Source organism: Aeribacillus pallidus (assembly GCF_050478865.1).
In the GTDB taxonomy this organism is placed as follows: domain Bacteria; phylum Bacillota; class Bacilli; order Bacillales; family JACDOC01; genus JACDOC01.
The window spans coordinates 1-16,447 of the sequence record NZ_JBCNBW010000072.1 but is presented as its reverse complement, the minus strand read 5'-3'; the positions used below and the strand labels follow the sequence as shown (position 1 = coordinate 16,447).

Annotated in this window: 16 protein-coding genes and 1 riboswitch; of the genes, 1 reads left to right on the top strand and 15 read right to left on the bottom strand. The window is 39.1% G+C overall.

Features of this window, described 5'->3' with window-relative positions:
- Position 1: 1 nt before the first annotated feature.
- The 6 genes from ABES52_RS15240 to ABES52_RS15215 form a co-directional block, all read right to left on the bottom strand.
- Positions 2 to 445 (bottom strand): MarR family winged helix-turn-helix transcriptional regulator, encoded by a 444-nt coding sequence (locus ABES52_RS15240; RefSeq protein ID WP_429652043.1) that lies wholly within the window; start codon positions 443 to 445, stop codon positions 2 to 4.
- Between the two features lie 137 nt (positions 446 to 582).
- Entirely contained in the window at positions 583 to 807 is a 225-nt protein-coding gene (locus ABES52_RS15235; protein ID WP_429652042.1) for a helix-turn-helix domain-containing protein, read from the bottom strand.
- Between the two features lie 142 nt (positions 808 to 949).
- Positions 950 to 1,417 carry an acyl-CoA thioesterase gene (locus tag ABES52_RS15230; RefSeq protein ID WP_429652041.1) on the bottom strand — a complete coding sequence of 156 codons (468 nt, stop codon included), beginning with the start codon at positions 1,415 to 1,417 and terminating at the stop codon, positions 950 to 952.
- A gap of 160 nt (positions 1,418 to 1,577) precedes the next feature.
- Entirely contained in the window at positions 1,578 to 2,342 is a 765-nt protein-coding gene (gene sdhB, locus ABES52_RS15225) for a succinate dehydrogenase iron-sulfur subunit (protein ID WP_429652039.1), read from the bottom strand.
- 2 nt (positions 2,343 to 2,344) lie between these two features.
- Entirely contained in the window at positions 2,345 to 4,105 is a 1,761-nt protein-coding gene (sdhA, locus tag ABES52_RS15220; protein ID WP_429652037.1) for a succinate dehydrogenase flavoprotein subunit, read from the bottom strand.
- 56 nt (positions 4,106 to 4,161) lie between these two features.
- Complete coding sequence (locus ABES52_RS15215) at positions 4,162 to 4,770, bottom strand: succinate dehydrogenase cytochrome b558 subunit (protein ID WP_429652036.1); 609 nt, start codon at positions 4,768 to 4,770, stop codon at positions 4,162 to 4,164.
- Between the two features lie 288 nt (positions 4,771 to 5,058).
- On the opposite strand from ABES52_RS15215, the gene ABES52_RS15210 reads away from it, so the two are divergent.
- Positions 5,059 to 5,502, top strand: a complete 444-nt coding sequence (locus tag ABES52_RS15210) for a YslB family protein (RefSeq protein ID WP_429652034.1) — start codon at positions 5,059 to 5,061, stop codon at positions 5,500 to 5,502.
- Between the two features lie 57 nt (positions 5,503 to 5,559).
- Here ABES52_RS15210 and ABES52_RS15205 read toward each other — a convergent pair whose 3' ends face one another.
- From ABES52_RS15205 to ABES52_RS15165, 9 genes are all read right to left on the bottom strand, one after another.
- Positions 5,560 to 6,798 (bottom strand): aspartate kinase, encoded by a 1,239-nt coding sequence (locus ABES52_RS15205; protein WP_429652032.1) that lies wholly within the window; start codon positions 6,796 to 6,798, stop codon positions 5,560 to 5,562.
- Positions 6,799 to 6,900: 102 nt separating this feature from the next.
- Positions 6,901 to 7,079: riboswitch (Lysine riboswitch) on the bottom strand.
- 49 nt (positions 7,080 to 7,128) lie between these two features.
- A complete protein-coding gene (uvrC, locus tag ABES52_RS15200) occupies positions 7,129 to 8,907 on the bottom strand; it encodes an excinuclease ABC subunit UvrC (RefSeq protein ID WP_429652031.1) in 1,779 nt (592 codons plus the stop codon).
- Positions 8,900 to 10,348, bottom strand: coding sequence for a hypothetical protein (locus ABES52_RS15195; RefSeq protein ID WP_429652030.1), 1,449 nt, complete (start codon positions 10,346 to 10,348; stop codon positions 8,900 to 8,902). Before ABES52_RS15195 ends, uvrC begins: the two co-directional genes overlap by 8 nt.
- 122 nt (positions 10,349 to 10,470) lie before the next feature.
- Positions 10,471 to 11,412, bottom strand: coding sequence for an FTR1 family iron permease (locus tag ABES52_RS15190; protein WP_429652028.1), 942 nt, complete (start codon positions 11,410 to 11,412; stop codon positions 10,471 to 10,473).
- A 27-nt stretch (positions 11,413 to 11,439) separates the two neighbouring features.
- Positions 11,440 to 12,189, bottom strand: coding sequence for a hypothetical protein (locus tag ABES52_RS15185; RefSeq protein WP_429652027.1), 750 nt, complete (start codon positions 12,187 to 12,189; stop codon positions 11,440 to 11,442).
- Positions 12,190 to 12,238: 49 nt separating this feature from the next.
- Positions 12,239 to 13,015 (bottom strand): glycosyltransferase family 2 protein, encoded by a 777-nt coding sequence (locus ABES52_RS15180; protein WP_429652025.1) that lies wholly within the window; start codon positions 13,013 to 13,015, stop codon positions 12,239 to 12,241.
- Positions 12,975 to 14,468, bottom strand: coding sequence for an alkaline phosphatase family protein (locus ABES52_RS15175; RefSeq protein ID WP_429652023.1), 1,494 nt, complete (start codon positions 14,466 to 14,468; stop codon positions 12,975 to 12,977). Before ABES52_RS15175 ends, ABES52_RS15180 begins: the two co-directional genes overlap by 41 nt.
- Positions 14,465 to 15,406, bottom strand: a complete 942-nt coding sequence (locus ABES52_RS15170; RefSeq protein ID WP_429652022.1) for a lysylphosphatidylglycerol synthase transmembrane domain-containing protein — start codon at positions 15,404 to 15,406, stop codon at positions 14,465 to 14,467. The genes ABES52_RS15175 and ABES52_RS15170 overlap by 4 nt, the downstream gene beginning before the upstream one ends.
- On the bottom strand, positions 15,372 to 16,325 hold the full coding sequence (locus ABES52_RS15165; protein ID WP_429652020.1) for an NAD-dependent epimerase/dehydratase family protein: 954 nt from the start codon (positions 16,323 to 16,325) through the stop codon (positions 15,372 to 15,374). Before ABES52_RS15165 ends, ABES52_RS15170 begins: the two co-directional genes overlap by 35 nt.
- Positions 16,326 to 16,447: the final 122 nt, after the last annotated feature.

Genomic DNA, 16,447 nt, shown 5'->3' with positions numbered 1-16,447 from the left:
CTCATTCTTCTCTCATTTCTTGATGTAGTTTACTTAAATTTTCTTTTAAACTTGTCACTTGATCTTCAGAAAAATGCTTCAATATATCGGCTAAATAAGCTTGTCGCTTTTTAATCACTTCATCGATAATTCTTGCTCCTTCATCAAGAAGGTGAATACGTACAACACGACGATCGTTCTCATCTTTTACCCGTTTAACTAATGCATTTTTTTCCATACGATCGATTAAATCCGTCGTTGTACTAAACGCTAAATACATTTTATTGGATAATTCACCAATTGTCATATCTCCTTCTTCAAAAAGCCATTGTAATGCCACAAATTGGGGTGGTGTAATTTTATAATGACTTAAAATTTCTCTTCCCTTTTGTTTAATAATCCCTGCTATGTAGCGTAAATCTTTTTCAATATCAGCTACTACCTCATGATTATGCTCTACCACCATCGAACAACTCCTATATCATCCTTCTCTCCAACTTTCTACTTGTCATTTTCTCTTTTTTTGAACAAAATTTCAAGAATAGTTGCGTAAAATATGTTAAATAACAAAACCGGCTCCCAAAAAGTAGAAGCCGGCTTATGTTATAATTTTAATTCTCCCATACGGAGAAGTTCCACGACAGCTTGTGAACGTCCCTTGACCCCAAGCTTTTGCATTGCATTTGAAATATGATTCCGAACCGTTTTTTCGCTAATGAACAACTCACTGGCTATTTCCTTAGTCGTTTTATCTTGAACTAACAGTTCGAAAACTTCTTTCTCTCTCTTCGTTAGTAAAGGTTTGTGTGCGTATTCATTGTCCTTCAACTATTATAACCCTCCTTGCCTTCGACAGCTTTGAACCGCGGGATGGGTATTGTCTTCGTCACGTTATCATATGAAAACTTTGCATTGAAAGTTACTACTGTAAAGGCGATTTGAGGGTTTTTCTTTAAATTGTGCTAATTCCCTATTTCACTGAGACAGAATTTACATGAAAAAATTTTTCTTTTTCTTTACCAGTTAAAGGGACGCTCTTCCCTGTACGTCGTGAAATTTGAACAATCGTTCCCCTTCCAGTAAAACAAACCGTTCCATCTTCTTTTGTCCCTAAATAATGCAGATCAATCGATGAGGTACCTACCTTAGCGACTTTTACATAAATGCGCAACTGTTCATCAAAATACACTTGTCTGTGAAAATCGCATTGTAGGTCGGCAACGACAGGCATTTCTTCAATATCGGGGTCTAACCAACGATTCAAAAAGCCAAGATGCTTAAAAAACTCGATACGTGCGTCTTCAAAATAAACAAACGGGACGGTGTTATTTAAATGACCAAACAAATCTGTTTCCGAGAAGCGAACTTTGACACGATGAAAAAATTGAAATTCTTTTCTCCATTCTTCAAAGTTAGGAATGTACGAAATTTGTTTCATAGACTCCCTCCAAAATGAATGAATATTCATTCTTTTCTTATTATTATATCCTCTTTTTGTCAAAAAAGGTACTATTTTTAACAACAAAAGCATTTGGCACTTGGTTCATTTAATGCATCGTACAAACAAAAAAAGAACCGAGAATACTCCCGGCTCTTTTTTACACGGTATAATCGCTTCCGAAAAATTTACGGAACATATGGAACGTCGTTTCGCGGTTTAGTGCAGCAATCGAAGTCGTTAATGGAATTCCTTTTGGACATGATTGCACGCAGTTTTGTGAGTTACCGCAGTTTGCTAGACCGCCATCACCCATAATTGCTTCCAAGCGTTCATCTTTATTCATTGCACCAGTTGGATGCGCATTGAATAAACGAACTTGCGAAAGAGGGGCTGGTCCAATAAAGTTGGATTTACTGTTTACGTTTGGACAAGCTTCTAAACATACCCCACAGGTCATGCATTTAGATAATTCGTACGCCCATTGACGTTTTTTCTCTGGCATACGCGGACCTGGTCCTAAGTCGTACGTACCGTCGATTGGAATCCATGCTTTTACTTTCTTTAACGAATCAAACATTCGACTACGATCTACTTGCAAATCACGAATCACCGGAAACGTACGCATTGGTTCTAAACGAATTGGTTGCTCTAATTGATCAACAAGCGCTGTACAAGATTGTCTTGGCTTCCCATTAATGACCATGGAACATGCACCACAAACTTCTTCTAAACAGTTCATATCCCATGTGACTGGTGTTGTTTTTTCCCCTTTCGCATTAACTGGATTTCTGCGAATCTCCATTAATGCGGAAATAACATTCATATTAGGACGATAAGGAATTTCAAACTCCTCTTCATAAGGGGCTGAGTCCGGATTGTCTTGACGAGTAATGATAAAACGGACAGTCTTTTTCTCACTCATCATTACTTTTCCCCTTTCTTTTTAGTATAGTCACGTTTCCGAGGAGGAATGAGTGAAACGTCAACATCTTCGTAATGGAATTCTGGTGCGTTTTTCTCTGGGTTGAACTTAGCCATTGTTGTTTTTAACCATTCCTCGTCGTTTCTGTCAGGGAATTCTGGTTTATAATGAGCACCACGACTTTCATTACGATTGTAAGCACCAATTGTAATTACACGTGCTAAATGAAGCATATTCTTTAATTGACGTGTAAACGTAGCACCTTGGTTACTCCATTTTGCAGTGTCGTTGATGTTGATGTTTTCCCAACGCTCCATTAATTCTTGAATTTTTTCATCCGTTTTTAATAGTTTGTCATTGTAACGAACAACCGTTACGTTATCTGTCATCCATTCACCAAGCTCTTTATGTAACAAGTAAGCATTTTCGTTACCATCTAATGAAAGAACTTGGTTCCATTTTTCTTCTTCTTGTTTACGATACGTATCATATAGAGAAGAAGGCATAGCATCTGCACTTTTCTCAAGACCACGAATATACTCTACAGCTTTCGGTCCAGCGACCATACCACCGTAAATGGCAGAAAGTAAGGAGTTTGCTCCTAGACGGTTAGCTCCATGTTGTGAATAATCACATTCACCGGCTGCGAACAATCCTGGAATATTCGTTTGTTGATCGTAGTCAACCCATAATCCACCCATTGAATAATGAACAGCTGGGAAGATTTTCATCGGCACTTTTCGTGGGTCATCCCCCATAAACTTTTCATAAATTTCAATAATTCCACCAAGCTTAACATCTAATTCTTTTGGATCTTTATGGGATAGGTCAAGATAAACCATGTTTTCCCCGTTAATACCCAGCTTTAAGTCTACACATACATGGAAAATTTCACGTGTCGCAATATCACGCGGTACGAGGTTTCCGTAAGCAGGATATTTTTCCTCTAAGAAATACCATGGCTTTCCGTCTTTGTATGTCCAAACACGACCACCTTCACCACGAGCAGACTCACTCATGAGACGAAGTTTGTCGTCCCCTGGAATGGCTGTTGGGTGAATTTGGATAAACTCACCGTTAGCGTAGTACGCTCCTTGCTGATATACAATAGAAGCTGCTGAACCAGTATTAATAACCGAATTCGTTGATTTACCGAAAATGATACCAGGTCCACCAGTCGCCATAATAACCGCATCAGCTGGGAACGAATGAATTTCCATATTGGTTAAGTTTTGCGCAACAATACCACGAGTAACTCCAGCGTCATCAAGAACAACGCCTAAAAATTCCCATCCTTCATACTTTGTAACAAGACCAGCCACTTCATGACGACGAACTTGTTCATCTAGTGCGTAAAGAAGCTGTTGACCTGTTGTTGCCCCAGCATACGCCGTCCGGTGGTGTTGGGTACCTCCGAAGCGACGGAAATCGAGAAATCCTTCTGGAGTACGGTTAAACATAACTCCCATACGGTCTAATAGATGAATGATACCAGGGGCTGCTTCACACATTGCTTTTACTGGAGGTTGGTTTGCTAAGAAATCCCCACCGTATACGGTATCGTCAAAGTGCTCCCAAGGAGAGTCTCCTTCCCCTTTTGTGTTCACTGCACCGTTAATTCCACCTTGTGCACATACAGAGTGAGAACGCTTTACAGGTACTAATGAGAACAACTCGACCGGCGTTCCTGTTTCTGCAATTTTAATTGTTGCCATCAAGCCAGCTAATCCGCCACCGACGACGATGATTTTGCCTTTTTTCATCCGTGACTCACTCCTTTTCCAACGAAAGTCCGAATTGCATCAAAACCGATAATCTATCATACAAATGCGAAGATAGCGCGAATTCCTACCCAAGATAAAGCTATGAAAATACCTAATGTAACATATGTAGCAATCATTTGGGAACGAGGAGAAATAGTGATTCCCCAGCTAACTAAGAATGACCATAATCCATTTGCAAAATGGAAAACAGTTGAAACAACTCCAACTACATAAAATGCTATCATCCCTGGGGTCGATAAAATGTTTTCCATCATTTCAAAGTTTACATCTTGTCCAAACGCTGCTGCTACGCGAGTCTCCCAAACGTGCCATGTAACAAAAATTAATGTAATAACGCCTGTAATACGTTGTAAGAAGAACATCCAGTTACGGAAAAATCCGTAATTACCGATATTGTTTTTTGCGGTAAAGGCAATGTATAAACCATAGACCGCATGATATAAAAGTGGTAAGAAAATAACGAAAATTTCTAATGCATAGCGAAATGGAAGACTTTCCATGAAATGAGCAGCTTCGTTAAAAGCTTCTTCACCACGCGTAGCAAAGTGGTTCACTACTAAGTGTTGCGTTAAAAACACCCCTACTGGAATTACACCTAGCAATGAATGCAACCTACGATTGTAAAATTCACGATTTCCAGCCATGAATTACCCCCCTTAAAGATGAAACTGGCAACGACTGCTCCTTTCCTCCAGTTGCACCGTTTCAAATTTTTTAACAATAATGTGACATGTTCATTTTACTCCCATCAGTTGGAAGCGTCAAGAAAACGTATACATGAATTCGACTATATTTTCAAATTTTTTTAAATTACAAACCATTTTCATTTAACTATTGTCAAATAATGTATGAACTTAATCATTTACTTCCCACTATCATAAACTAGCAAAACCGTTTATAATTTATTAGGATAGAAAGAGGGGAAACATTGAATGAGCTCAAATGAAATGAAACACATCCATGAAGAACAATTACCTGTTTTTGGTTATGAATTAATAAGAGATTTTGTTTTACCAGATTTATTAGGACAAGAAGCTGACGGCATTTTATATTGGGCTGGCAAAAATATCGCTCGAAAGTTTCCATTAACGTCCATTGAAGAAATAGTAACGTTTTTTGAAGAAGCCGGCTGGGGACAGTTGTCCATTATTTATGAAAAAAAAGATGAGTTATTATTTGAGCTATCCGGCTCTATTGTCAAACGTCGTTTAGAAATCAACAAAGAAAACAGTTTTAAAATTGAAGCTGGATTTCTCGCCCAACAAATTCAATCGCAAAAAAAAGCCATTGCCGAAACCTTTGAAGAAAAATTATTGAGTAAGCAAAAAGTCCGTTTTACCGTTCGTTGGGACCGAAAAGATGTAACGGATGATTGAGTATCGTTAAGGAGCTGACATTCCACCGCTTTTAAGCGAGGATGTCAGCTTTCTTTGTTATAAAGCGGCTATTGTTTCTTCTACTTTATCCAGACCGAATGCTTCATGTAAAATCTCGGCTGCACGTATCATTTCCTTCTGATCTACTACGACGGAAACTTTTATTTCAGATGTCGAAACCATTTTAATTTGAATGCCGTTTTGGGCTAAAACATCAAACATTTTGGCGGCTACACCAGGGTTAGAAATCATTCCTGAACCGACAATAGATACTTTCGCTAATCCACTTTCCGCTTCCATTTTTTCAAATCCTAATGAAGATTGATGTTCATTCAATACTGCCAACGTTTCTCTCACGTCTTCGTCTTTTACTGAGAAAGAAAGGTTCGTTGTATTTTCATCCGTTTGCACTTGAATAATGATGTCGACATTGATATGGTGATTGGCCAATGTTGTAAAAATGGATGAAAGAGAGGTTATTTGGTTCGTTAGTCCATGAACGGTTATTCTTGTAATTTCTTTTTCAAAAGCTACTCCACGTACAATTAAATTCGATTCCATCGTATTTACCTCCTCGATATATGTTCCGTCAACATGTTCCATACTTGAGCGAACCGTCAATGGTACACGATAATTTTTCGCAAACTCGACGGCTCGTGGATGAAGAACCCCTGCTCCTAAATTCGCCATCTCTAACATTTCGTCATAAGATATCGCTTTTAACTGGCGAGCTGCTTTCACATACCTTGGATCAGATGTATATACTCCCGTTACGTCGGTGTAAATATCGCATCGTTCAGCAGATAAACTAGCGGCTAAGGCAACAGCAGTCGTATCCGAACCTCCCCGACCTAATGTCGTAATCGCCCCTTCAGAAGTGATACCTTGAAATCCAGCAACGACGACAATATTTCCTTCATTCAAGGCGTTGAGGATGGGTTCTGTTGTAATATGAGTAATTCTTGCGTTTCCGTGAACCGCTTCCGTTTGAATTCCTGCTTGCCAACCGGTATACGAAACGGCTTTGTACCCTAACTCATGAAGAGCCATCGTTAACAAAGCAATGGTTACTTGTTCACCTGTTGAAAGGAGCATATCCAATTCTCGCTTATTTGGATATGTACTAATTTCCTTAGCTAAGGAAACTAATTGATCGGTTGTTTTTCCCATCGCTGACACTACGACGACAACGTCATTTCCCCGTTCCTTCTCTTCAATTACCCTTTGAGCGACATGACGAATTCGTTCCGTTGAACCTACAGAAGTACCACCAAATTTTTGTACGATGATTCCCATACACAATCCCTTCTTTCATTTACTTTAAAATAAAACAAAAACAGGTAAGAGAACTATTCTCCTACCTGTGCTTCCTAACAAAAACGATAATAATGAAAACACAAGTGAGATAGCTCTCCAAGATGATGCCATCTTGACAGTCCTACATTTCTTAAACGCAGAACCAGCAGAAAAAGAAATGAGTCTTTTTCCACTTCGGCGAACTCCCCTTTCAAAGCATTTCCTCGAAGCTCATTCTTCTCCATGCTTCTACTCTTGAAGTTCGCACCTCTATCTTCACTGTTCCCTTTATAAAATTTTCATCATTATAACACATAAAAAAATATTTAATCAATTCATTTTTTGAAGTTCATCAAATAGGTTTTTTGCTACGTTATGAGGAATACCAATTTGTACAAAATCTTCTACGGTAGCTTCCTTCATTTTTTTCAGTGAGCCGAAGTGACGTAATAACAGTTTTTTCCGCTTTGATCCTATTCCAGGAATTTCATCTAATTTGGATTGAAACGACGTTTTTCCACGCAGCTGTCGGTGAAAGGAAATCGCAAATCGATGAACCTCGTCTTGAATACGCTGCAATAAATAAAATTCTTGACTGTTTCGATCTAATGGGACAACTTCTAGCGGTTCTCCGAAAATGACGTCAGATGTACGATGCTTCTCATCTTTTACTAGTCCAGCCACCGGAATGGATAAATTTAATTCGTTCGTCAACACATCCCGGGCCGCTTCTACCTGTCCTTTTCCTCCATCGATGACGATTAAGTCGGGTAAAGGAAGTCCCTCTTTTAATACACGCTGATACCTTCTACGAATCACTTCGCGCATCGAATCATAATCATCTGGTCCTTTTACCGTTTTAATTTTATATTTCCGATATTCTTTTTTCGCTGGACGTCCATCAATAAATACGACCATCGCTGATACGGCATCCGTACCTTGAATGTTAGAATTATCAAACGCCTCGATGCGATGGGGTGTATAGATGTTTAACTGTTCTCCGAGCCGTTCTACTGCTTTAATGGTTCGCTCTTCATCCCGTTCAATTAGAGAAAATTTCTCTTTTAACGAAATTTCAGCGTTTTTTGTTGCTAAATCAACGAGTTCTTTCTTTTGTCCCCGCTTCGGTTTGACAACTTTTACATCTAACAGTCTACTAGCTAGCTCTCCATCCACAGTTTGCGGCAAAAAGATCTCTTTTGGTTTGATATGATGGGCACGTGAATAAAATTGCCCGAGAAACGTTAAAAATTCTTCCTCTGGTTCATCGTAAATCGGAAACATAGATACATCCCGTTGAATCAGTTTTCCCCCACGAACAAAAAAGACTTGGACACACATCCATCCTTTATCAACGGCAAATCCAAATACATCGCGATCGGTAAAATCATTCATTGTTATTTTTTGTTTTTCCATCACCGCTTCAATATGAGCGATTTGGTCTCGATATTCTTTCGCCCGCTCAAATTCCAATTGCTCCGATGCTTCGTACATTTTTTGTTGTAGCTGCTCTTTTATTTCTTTGTAACCACCATTTAAAAAGCGGGTAATTTCATCCGTAATACGTTTATATTCCTCACTCTCGACCGGTTTCACACATGGGGCTAAACATTGCCCCAAATGATAATACAAACATACGCGATCCGGTAAATTCGAACATTTTCTTAACGGATACAAGCGGTCGAGTAGCTTTTTCGTTTCGTTGGCTGCCCCAGCATTTGGATAAGGTCCAAAATATTTTCCTCCATCTTTTTTTACTTTACGAGTCGTTATTAAGCGCGGATGTTTTTCATTTGTCAATTTAATATAAGGGTAGCTTTTATCGTCCTTTAACATAACGTTATATTTAGGATCATACTTTTTGATTAAGTTCATTTCCAAAATTAAAGCCTCAATATCGGACGAAGTAACGATATATTCAAAGTCTTCAATTTCATTGACGAGCCGTTGTGTTTTTGCATCATGACTACCGGTAAAGTACGAACGGACACGATTTTTTAACACTTTCGCTTTTCCGACATAGATGATGATCCCTTGCCGATCTTTCATTAAATAACATCCAGGTTGGTCAGGAAGAAGGGCTAGCTTCTGCTTTAATCGTTCATTCATCGTCCTCACCTCCAGGTACCCATTCGTACAAAACAATATGATGATATACAGGGTCTAAAATAGGGTCAGTTTCAAATGCTTTCATCTTCTTTACTTTACCATTCACGTCGATACCTTGGGTAACAAAACCCTCAAGTACTTTATTCGTTAAGATGATCCTTTCTTTTTCTTTACCTTTTATGTCGTGCAGAAATGAATTAAAAGACTGTAACCTTTTATGATGAAATGGCGCCTTCATATAGTCAAACACACGCGTTTCTTCCCATGTATAAACGACTATATCACCTTTAAGAGACGAAAGGTATTCATATGCTTGCACCACTGGTGGTACTTCATGTTTTTGCTCGTTTAACCAATACTCGCCAACGGACATTTGTCCTAACATTAAGGTAACGATAAGAATGTATCCAATTATACGTTTGGAAACAATATGCAAACATAACCACCAATACGTTAACGAAAGAAGCGGAAGTAAATGCCTTGTTTTTTCGATGTTTTGTCCAAAAAAAGACCAACATCCATAAGTGATGATCATGATAAGCAACAAAAATGGCATTCGGATGCGTCGACCTTTTCGAAAAAAATCATCTAAAAAAATAAGAATGACAACAATATGAAAAATAAGAAGCCAAGTTGAGTGGGATGAAAAACCTTCCCATAACCAATTGGAAATAAAGTAGCGAAACATCCGTTCTCCAAATAACAACGATTCGGTTGGATTCCCGCGGCCCCATTCGTTAAAATGGCCATGAATAAAACTACTACCAATCGAGAGGAGGGAATAAATTCCACCGACATTTTTCACCACTGGAACAACCCACAACATTTGACCTAGGATAAAGAGGCTAATAGACATCAACATTCCATTTTTTCGTTGCTTGGCATCTTGCATCCATAACCATACGAGTCCAATACCAAATGGCGCATACGATAGGCGTATTCCCATTAATAAAGAAAAAAAGAGAATCGGTAACAATCGTTGATACGAAGTAGTCGATTGGTATGCCTGTAACAAGGAGTAAATATACCACCAAAGGACGCCAAGTGCTGCTCCGTCCGACATCGGCTGTGCTGCGACAATCCAACTATAGCTGAGAGATTGGGTAACCGTCATTACAACAAATGAAGGAAAAGGAGGAAGGTAATGGCACGACAGGCGATAAATCGGAAAGGACGCTGTTAACAAGACAAACCAATTAAACAGTGCTAATCCTTCCGAAGGGGCATTTACCAAACGTGAAAAGAGCATCCCCCCAAGAATAAAAAACGGATACCCTGGAAAATGCGGTTGCATCGATAGCACATCATATTCGTTGATCCCTAGCGTATAATCCACTTCATCCCATGTGGAAGGAAGGTGATCTAAATATTGAAGACGCCAAAAAAATAAAAAACCAAGTAAGCCAGTGACCACCCACCATAGGACACCATTCGTGCGCATGATCATCTATCCTTTAACATTTTTTTCGTGAAGAAAAGACCCGCAACAGGTTGCGAGTCTTTTTGAAAAGAGGGAACTAGCTTTAAACATTAATTGAATCAATGTTTTTCATTTCTTTTTGATTATTTTCTTTCGTATTTTTTTTTGAGGTTGGCCAGAATTGTCATTGGATTTTTTATTTTACCATCATTAATGAGTTTCATCCATAAAAGAACAAATAGGAAATATAACCAATAAGCGAGTAACTGCTCTAAAGATGGGTTATGGCTATAGCCAAACATAGCGCTCATAAATAATCCTACTTGGCCACTAATCAGCACTTCTTTTCCAGTATCCCGCTCATAATGCATTTCATCTTGGACGTGCTCTGGCATAAACTCAATGATGTTGTACACTGGTTTCGGTCGCCCATCTGCGTTTGTATAGAACGATCCCATAACGCCCAAGTCTTGCAAAATACCAATTCCTTGGACAAGTAATCCAGCCGCAATAAACATAATGAGTAAGCCAGTCACATTAAAGAATGTTTTTAATGAAAATCTCATCGTACCGGAGAAAAATAAATATCCTAAAATTAAGGCCATTAACAAACCACTTAACGCTCCAAAGCTTTGAAAGACTTTCGTTACTTCTCCACCGCTAATCGCTGCGAAGAAAAAGACCGTTTCGACTCCTTCTCGAACAACAATTAAGTACGAGTGAATAATCATGGCAGAAATACTACCTGCGGTAAGAGCCGCGTTAATTTTTTTCTCCATTTCGGTGTTTATGCCCTTAGATTGCTTTTTCATCCATAGCACCATGTGAGAGAGTAAAAAAACAGAAGCAAACATAATGGACACTTTTAAATAAATTTCCGAACCGAAACTAGCAAACCCAGTGAACACGACTTGAAACAATAAAGCAACTAAAAAACTGGTAAGCAATGCTAAAAAGACTCCGACAAATACCCATTTTTTATATCTATCTGCATTTAAACGTGTTAAATAAGATAAAATGAGTCCCACAATTAAAATTGCTTCTAACGATTCACGTAACGTGATGAGAAACGCTTGAAAGTCCATACATTCTTCCCACCTTTTCAAGTTCCATTAGGACTTTTGACGTCGTTTATTCCAAACAATTAAACCGATAAACACGAGAGCTAAAATTCCCGTAAAATATACCCAAAACGTCGATGAGCCTTTTTCCCCAAATCCTTTGAGAAAATCTAAGTTTTCCTCTGTTAAGTGACGATCATCATCCATTTCAGAGACGATTGGGAACAAAGGTCGTAAAGTTTCAATAATTTCGTTAACGCGCTCGTCAAATGTTTCCCGGTCACTTTCTTTACTACCTATTCCGAAAAGCCCTGGATTTCCAAGCGCTTCTAAAGCGACATCAAAGTCGGCATATATATCGTTCACCACATCTTCTTTCCCTTGTTCTAATAATATCGGTTCAAGGACCGTAAACGTACCACGTGCTTTCGCTAATAATAATTTTGCTTGACCATAATCGTCAAATTGTTCTTGAGCAAAATGAAGGCGACGCTCAATGTTTAAGCGCATAGCAGCCTGCCAGCTTTTTAATAGAAGGTCGGCATCTTTTTTCTCTAACGCCTGTTCAATGTCTGGTTGAGTGTTCGTAAAGTATAAATCAAATTCTTTTTTGTATGTCTCATAAACGGTTTTTACACTTTGCCAATCGTCATTCTCTACATATTTTTCAAGCTCTTTATAGGCTTCTGCCATCGGTTCTTCCCCTGGATTCCCATAGGAGTACGCATAAGCCGACCTTGGAAGTATATGATTGAGAATGAATATTATTATTAAAATATAAAAAATTGAACGTTTTAGCATCTTTCCTATCCTCCTACATTGATAATGATAATAATTATCAATGAAGATGTCAATGTACTTTCTGTGACAAATCTGAATTTTCTTCGTCCAATGTTATCACATGCGCATTTGAATTAATCGGTACCTTTTCCACCCTTCTGCGCATCTCTTTCCAAACTGCTGGCAATACATTCGTTATATACGCCTTAAATTTGATAAAAGACTCTCCTGTAGTCCGGACATGATAGTGAATTGGGATTTCTTTTACACGAAATCCTTTTCGAACAAGATTTAATGTTAACACTTGGGCGTAATTATAATCATGTATAATTTCTCCATGTTGTAACGCTTGCTTAGAAAACGCTCTCATTCCCGACTGTCCATCGTATATCCATGTTCGTAACAACAACGATTGTAAAAACGTAAAGCAATAATTGCCTACCCGCCGATGGAGCTTCATCCCTTTAATGGTCCCTAAAAAGCGGGATCCCATAACATAATCGGCTTCTCCTCGAAAAATCGGATCAAGTATGTCAGGGATTTGCTCGGGTGGATATTCCCCATCAGCGTCAATCATCACACCAATGTCACCACCCATAAATAAACACTCCTTCAGCCCACGGCGAACTGCAGCTCCTAACCCTTGATTCGTTTCCAACTGCACGATTCGGTCGGCCCCAGCTTGTTTTGCAACTTCAACGGTTCGGTCCTTCGATCCATCATCAATCACTAACACTTTAACATCCACAAGCGGATGAATATGACGAGGGATGCGACGAATCACATCCCCAATCGATTGTTCTTCATTATAAGCGGGTAAAAATACGATTACGGTTTGCCTCTTCATTTGCTGCATCCTTTCTCTTAAACGCCTCTACTAATACCGGACCTCTTGCATGGCTAGGAAACGGCGCGCCAAGTAGATAAGAAATGGTAGAAGCTAATGAAACTAAACTATGCTTTTTATCCACCTTTACGCCTTTACGAATACTTGGTCCGTACATAATAAACGGAACATAGCGTTCCCCTTCATCTAAATGGCCATGCCCACCAATGCCATCTGCTTGACCGTGGTCGGCGCAAATAATGTACGTAATATTTTCTTCCCCCCACCGTTCGTTCAACCAATGATAAAAGTCATGAATGAGTTCGTCTGCCTCACTAATTTTTTGTAAGTACTCATCGTAAAACACTCCGCGTGAATGTCCAGTTTGATCTGTACCAATTAATTGAACAACGAGTAGATCAGGATTCTGTTCGGTAACGATTTGGCGAGCTCTATTCATAATATTCTTATCCGCGACATCATTATGCATTACCGCTGTCACGGTTTCCACATCCTCGCCCATCGCATCCACTAGATGAGCAATTCCTAGTAGCCGCCCTTTTTTTCCGACTTTTCGTAACGAATCGAAAATGCTTTCCACTTTGATGCCTAATTTCCATACCATATTTGAACGAATGCCGTGTTCAAATGGATATGTCCCTGTAAACATCGATGAAAAGCAGACGACCGTTCGTGCCGGATATACCGTTTCCATATTCGTAAATTCGGTTCCTTCTTGTTTCAAACGATCTAAAAACGGAGTATGAGCTGCCTCAAATCGATCTTTTCTCATTCCATCGACCACAATAACAACGACTTTTTCTGTTTGCACACTCGGTTGATCGATAGCCGTTGGCTTTTCCGTGAATGACGTATACGGTGTCGGTTTCCAATCAAATAAATAATGGTGTAACACCCATGCGTAAAGTAATATCGCTACGTAAAAAAAGATGAATCCCACAAACGATAATGGTTCCCCTTGAGCTGTGACCTCATATCCATAGTCCCATACGGAAAGTAATAGGAAAATTTTCGGTAATTGTTCTTGGGCGTTTCCACTCGTTGAATCACTATTTTTCAACACAAGCTTCCAAAATCGAGTAAAGTTTAACCACGAAGTACCGATTCGTAAGTGGTAATATAACGTCCCCCAAAAAAAGACGGTAAAGAAAAAATAAAGAGCCATTCCTAAAAGTAATAGCGACACGTTCGTATAACCCCAAATAATTAAAAACGAAAATAACGGAATCCAAAGATAATTTCGTAAAAATAACGGAAAATCGTACAAATAATAAATGACAAATAAAGGTAAAGCAAGCAGAAATCCGGTTAGCATTTCAGCCGATTGGAATAAGTCCTTCCAATGAAAAATCACCATAACCCCCGTTACAAAAATCGGCGTAAACGGCTTTCCTTCGTTTAATAAATTCCAACAACGAGCGGCAATTTTTTCAAAACGCGATGCTTTTTTCATGACTTTTTCCTCCCTCGAATCCATTGATGGACCGTTTTCCAAGAAAGTGGATAGCGAATCCATCCCCAGATACCGACTGTAAACGAAAACACATATTTAATACTATGACTAACGATACCAACCGTAATGGCGTCTTCCCAACCTATCCCCATACGGGACAAACTAAAGGCCATAACCGTCTCGTAATTTCCAAATCCCCCTGGAGTGATTTGAAATAATTGACCGATAATCGTAAAACTATTCACCCAAATTGATAGAAAAGGATACCATTCGTTCAATACGAGAAAAATAGAAAAGAAAGCGATTCCCGCTTCACAAATCCAACTGAAAAACGTTAGACCAAAAATGCTCCATGCATGTCGAATTGACCAAAACATCTTCAAGTTTGAAAACCTTGCCAACCACTTTCTTATACTTTTTGAGAAGAGCAAAATCAATATGCCTATCCCTGTTCCAATCAGAAAGACGATGATTCCTACTTTCTTAGCTAATATGAGTATACCGACACCAACAAGGATAAAGAGCGATAATAGATCTAATAGTCGTAAAAAAATGACGGTTGTAAGTGCTTGTTTTAAGGAGACATGTTCTTCTCGCTCATAAAGGAGATACGATCGGACGACATCCCCTACTTTGATTGGTAGCACGTGATTGAAAAACAAGCTATACCATAAACCGTATAAACAAGTAAAAAAAGAAACAGGGACGGGAAGCAATAGTTTCCACGCCCACGCTTTCAAATAAAACGAAAATGCGTACAATAATACAACACTTAGAAGAAAAACGGGGTGTTGAAACACAGTCCGTACCGCTTCCCTAATCTGGTCCCATTGAATGTCAGGAACAATATAAAAAATAAAGACAAAAAGAATGAGTCCCCCGATTCCTTTTTTCCAATGCTTTTTACAGTAAGTGTATATTTGCTTTAGCCCATTCAATGGTCTTCTCCAATCCTTCTTGAAACGTTGTTTTTGGCATGTACATCAAATGTTGTTGTGCTTTTTCAATGTTCGCCCACGTTTGCTGAACATCCCCAGCTCTTTTTTCCATTTGTTCAACCATCATCGATGGAAAATAAGTTTGTAATAATCGAACAACATCCGTCATTGATACCGGGTGACCATTTCCAATATTAAACACGGTTTCATTTCCTTGATAGTCCATCACAGCTTCCACAGCATTGACGACATCGTCAATATACGTGAAATCTCTTTTTTGGCTCGTTCCGAACAATGTAATCTTTTCACCAGAAAGAATTTGCTTTAAAAATTTCGCAATGGCCATGTCGGGGCGTCCCCAAGGACCATATACCGTAAACAAACGTAAGATCGTTAATCGAAATTGGTACAAGTTCGCGTACACGTGACAAAACGATTCGGCTCCCCATTTCGCAGCTGCATAAGGGGAAATCACGTGACCGTTAGCTTCTTCTTCCTTCTTTGGACCGACAACTCCTAAATTTCCATATACAGAGGAAGAAGAGGAAAAGATTACATGACGGACACCAGCTTTCCCAGACGCTTCCAATATGTTGATGGTTGCTTTGATATCATAGTCCACGTATTGTAACGGTTCTTTTAATGAATAACTAACCCCGGGTAATGCAGCTAGGTGAATCACGACATCAGGCTTCTCTTGTTGTACGATACGAAAAGTTTCTTCACGGTTCAATAAATTCGTAGGATAAAAACGAAACGGTGACACACTACGTATCACCTGTATATGTTGTTTTTTCCGCTCTTCCGAGTAATAAGAATCTAGGCAATCTATGACAATCATCTCGACACCTTTTCGAAGGAGTCGTTGTACGACATGCATACCGATAAATCCTGCTCCTCCGGTGACAAGTACTTTCATGCTCGTTCACGTCCTGTTTCAGTTCTCTTCGCCCATTGTAGCACATTTGTGGCTCTCTGTCAATTGTGGTGGTGCAAATATTTCCAATACTCTCTCTTTGGAAGGAATGTAGGTTAACCTAC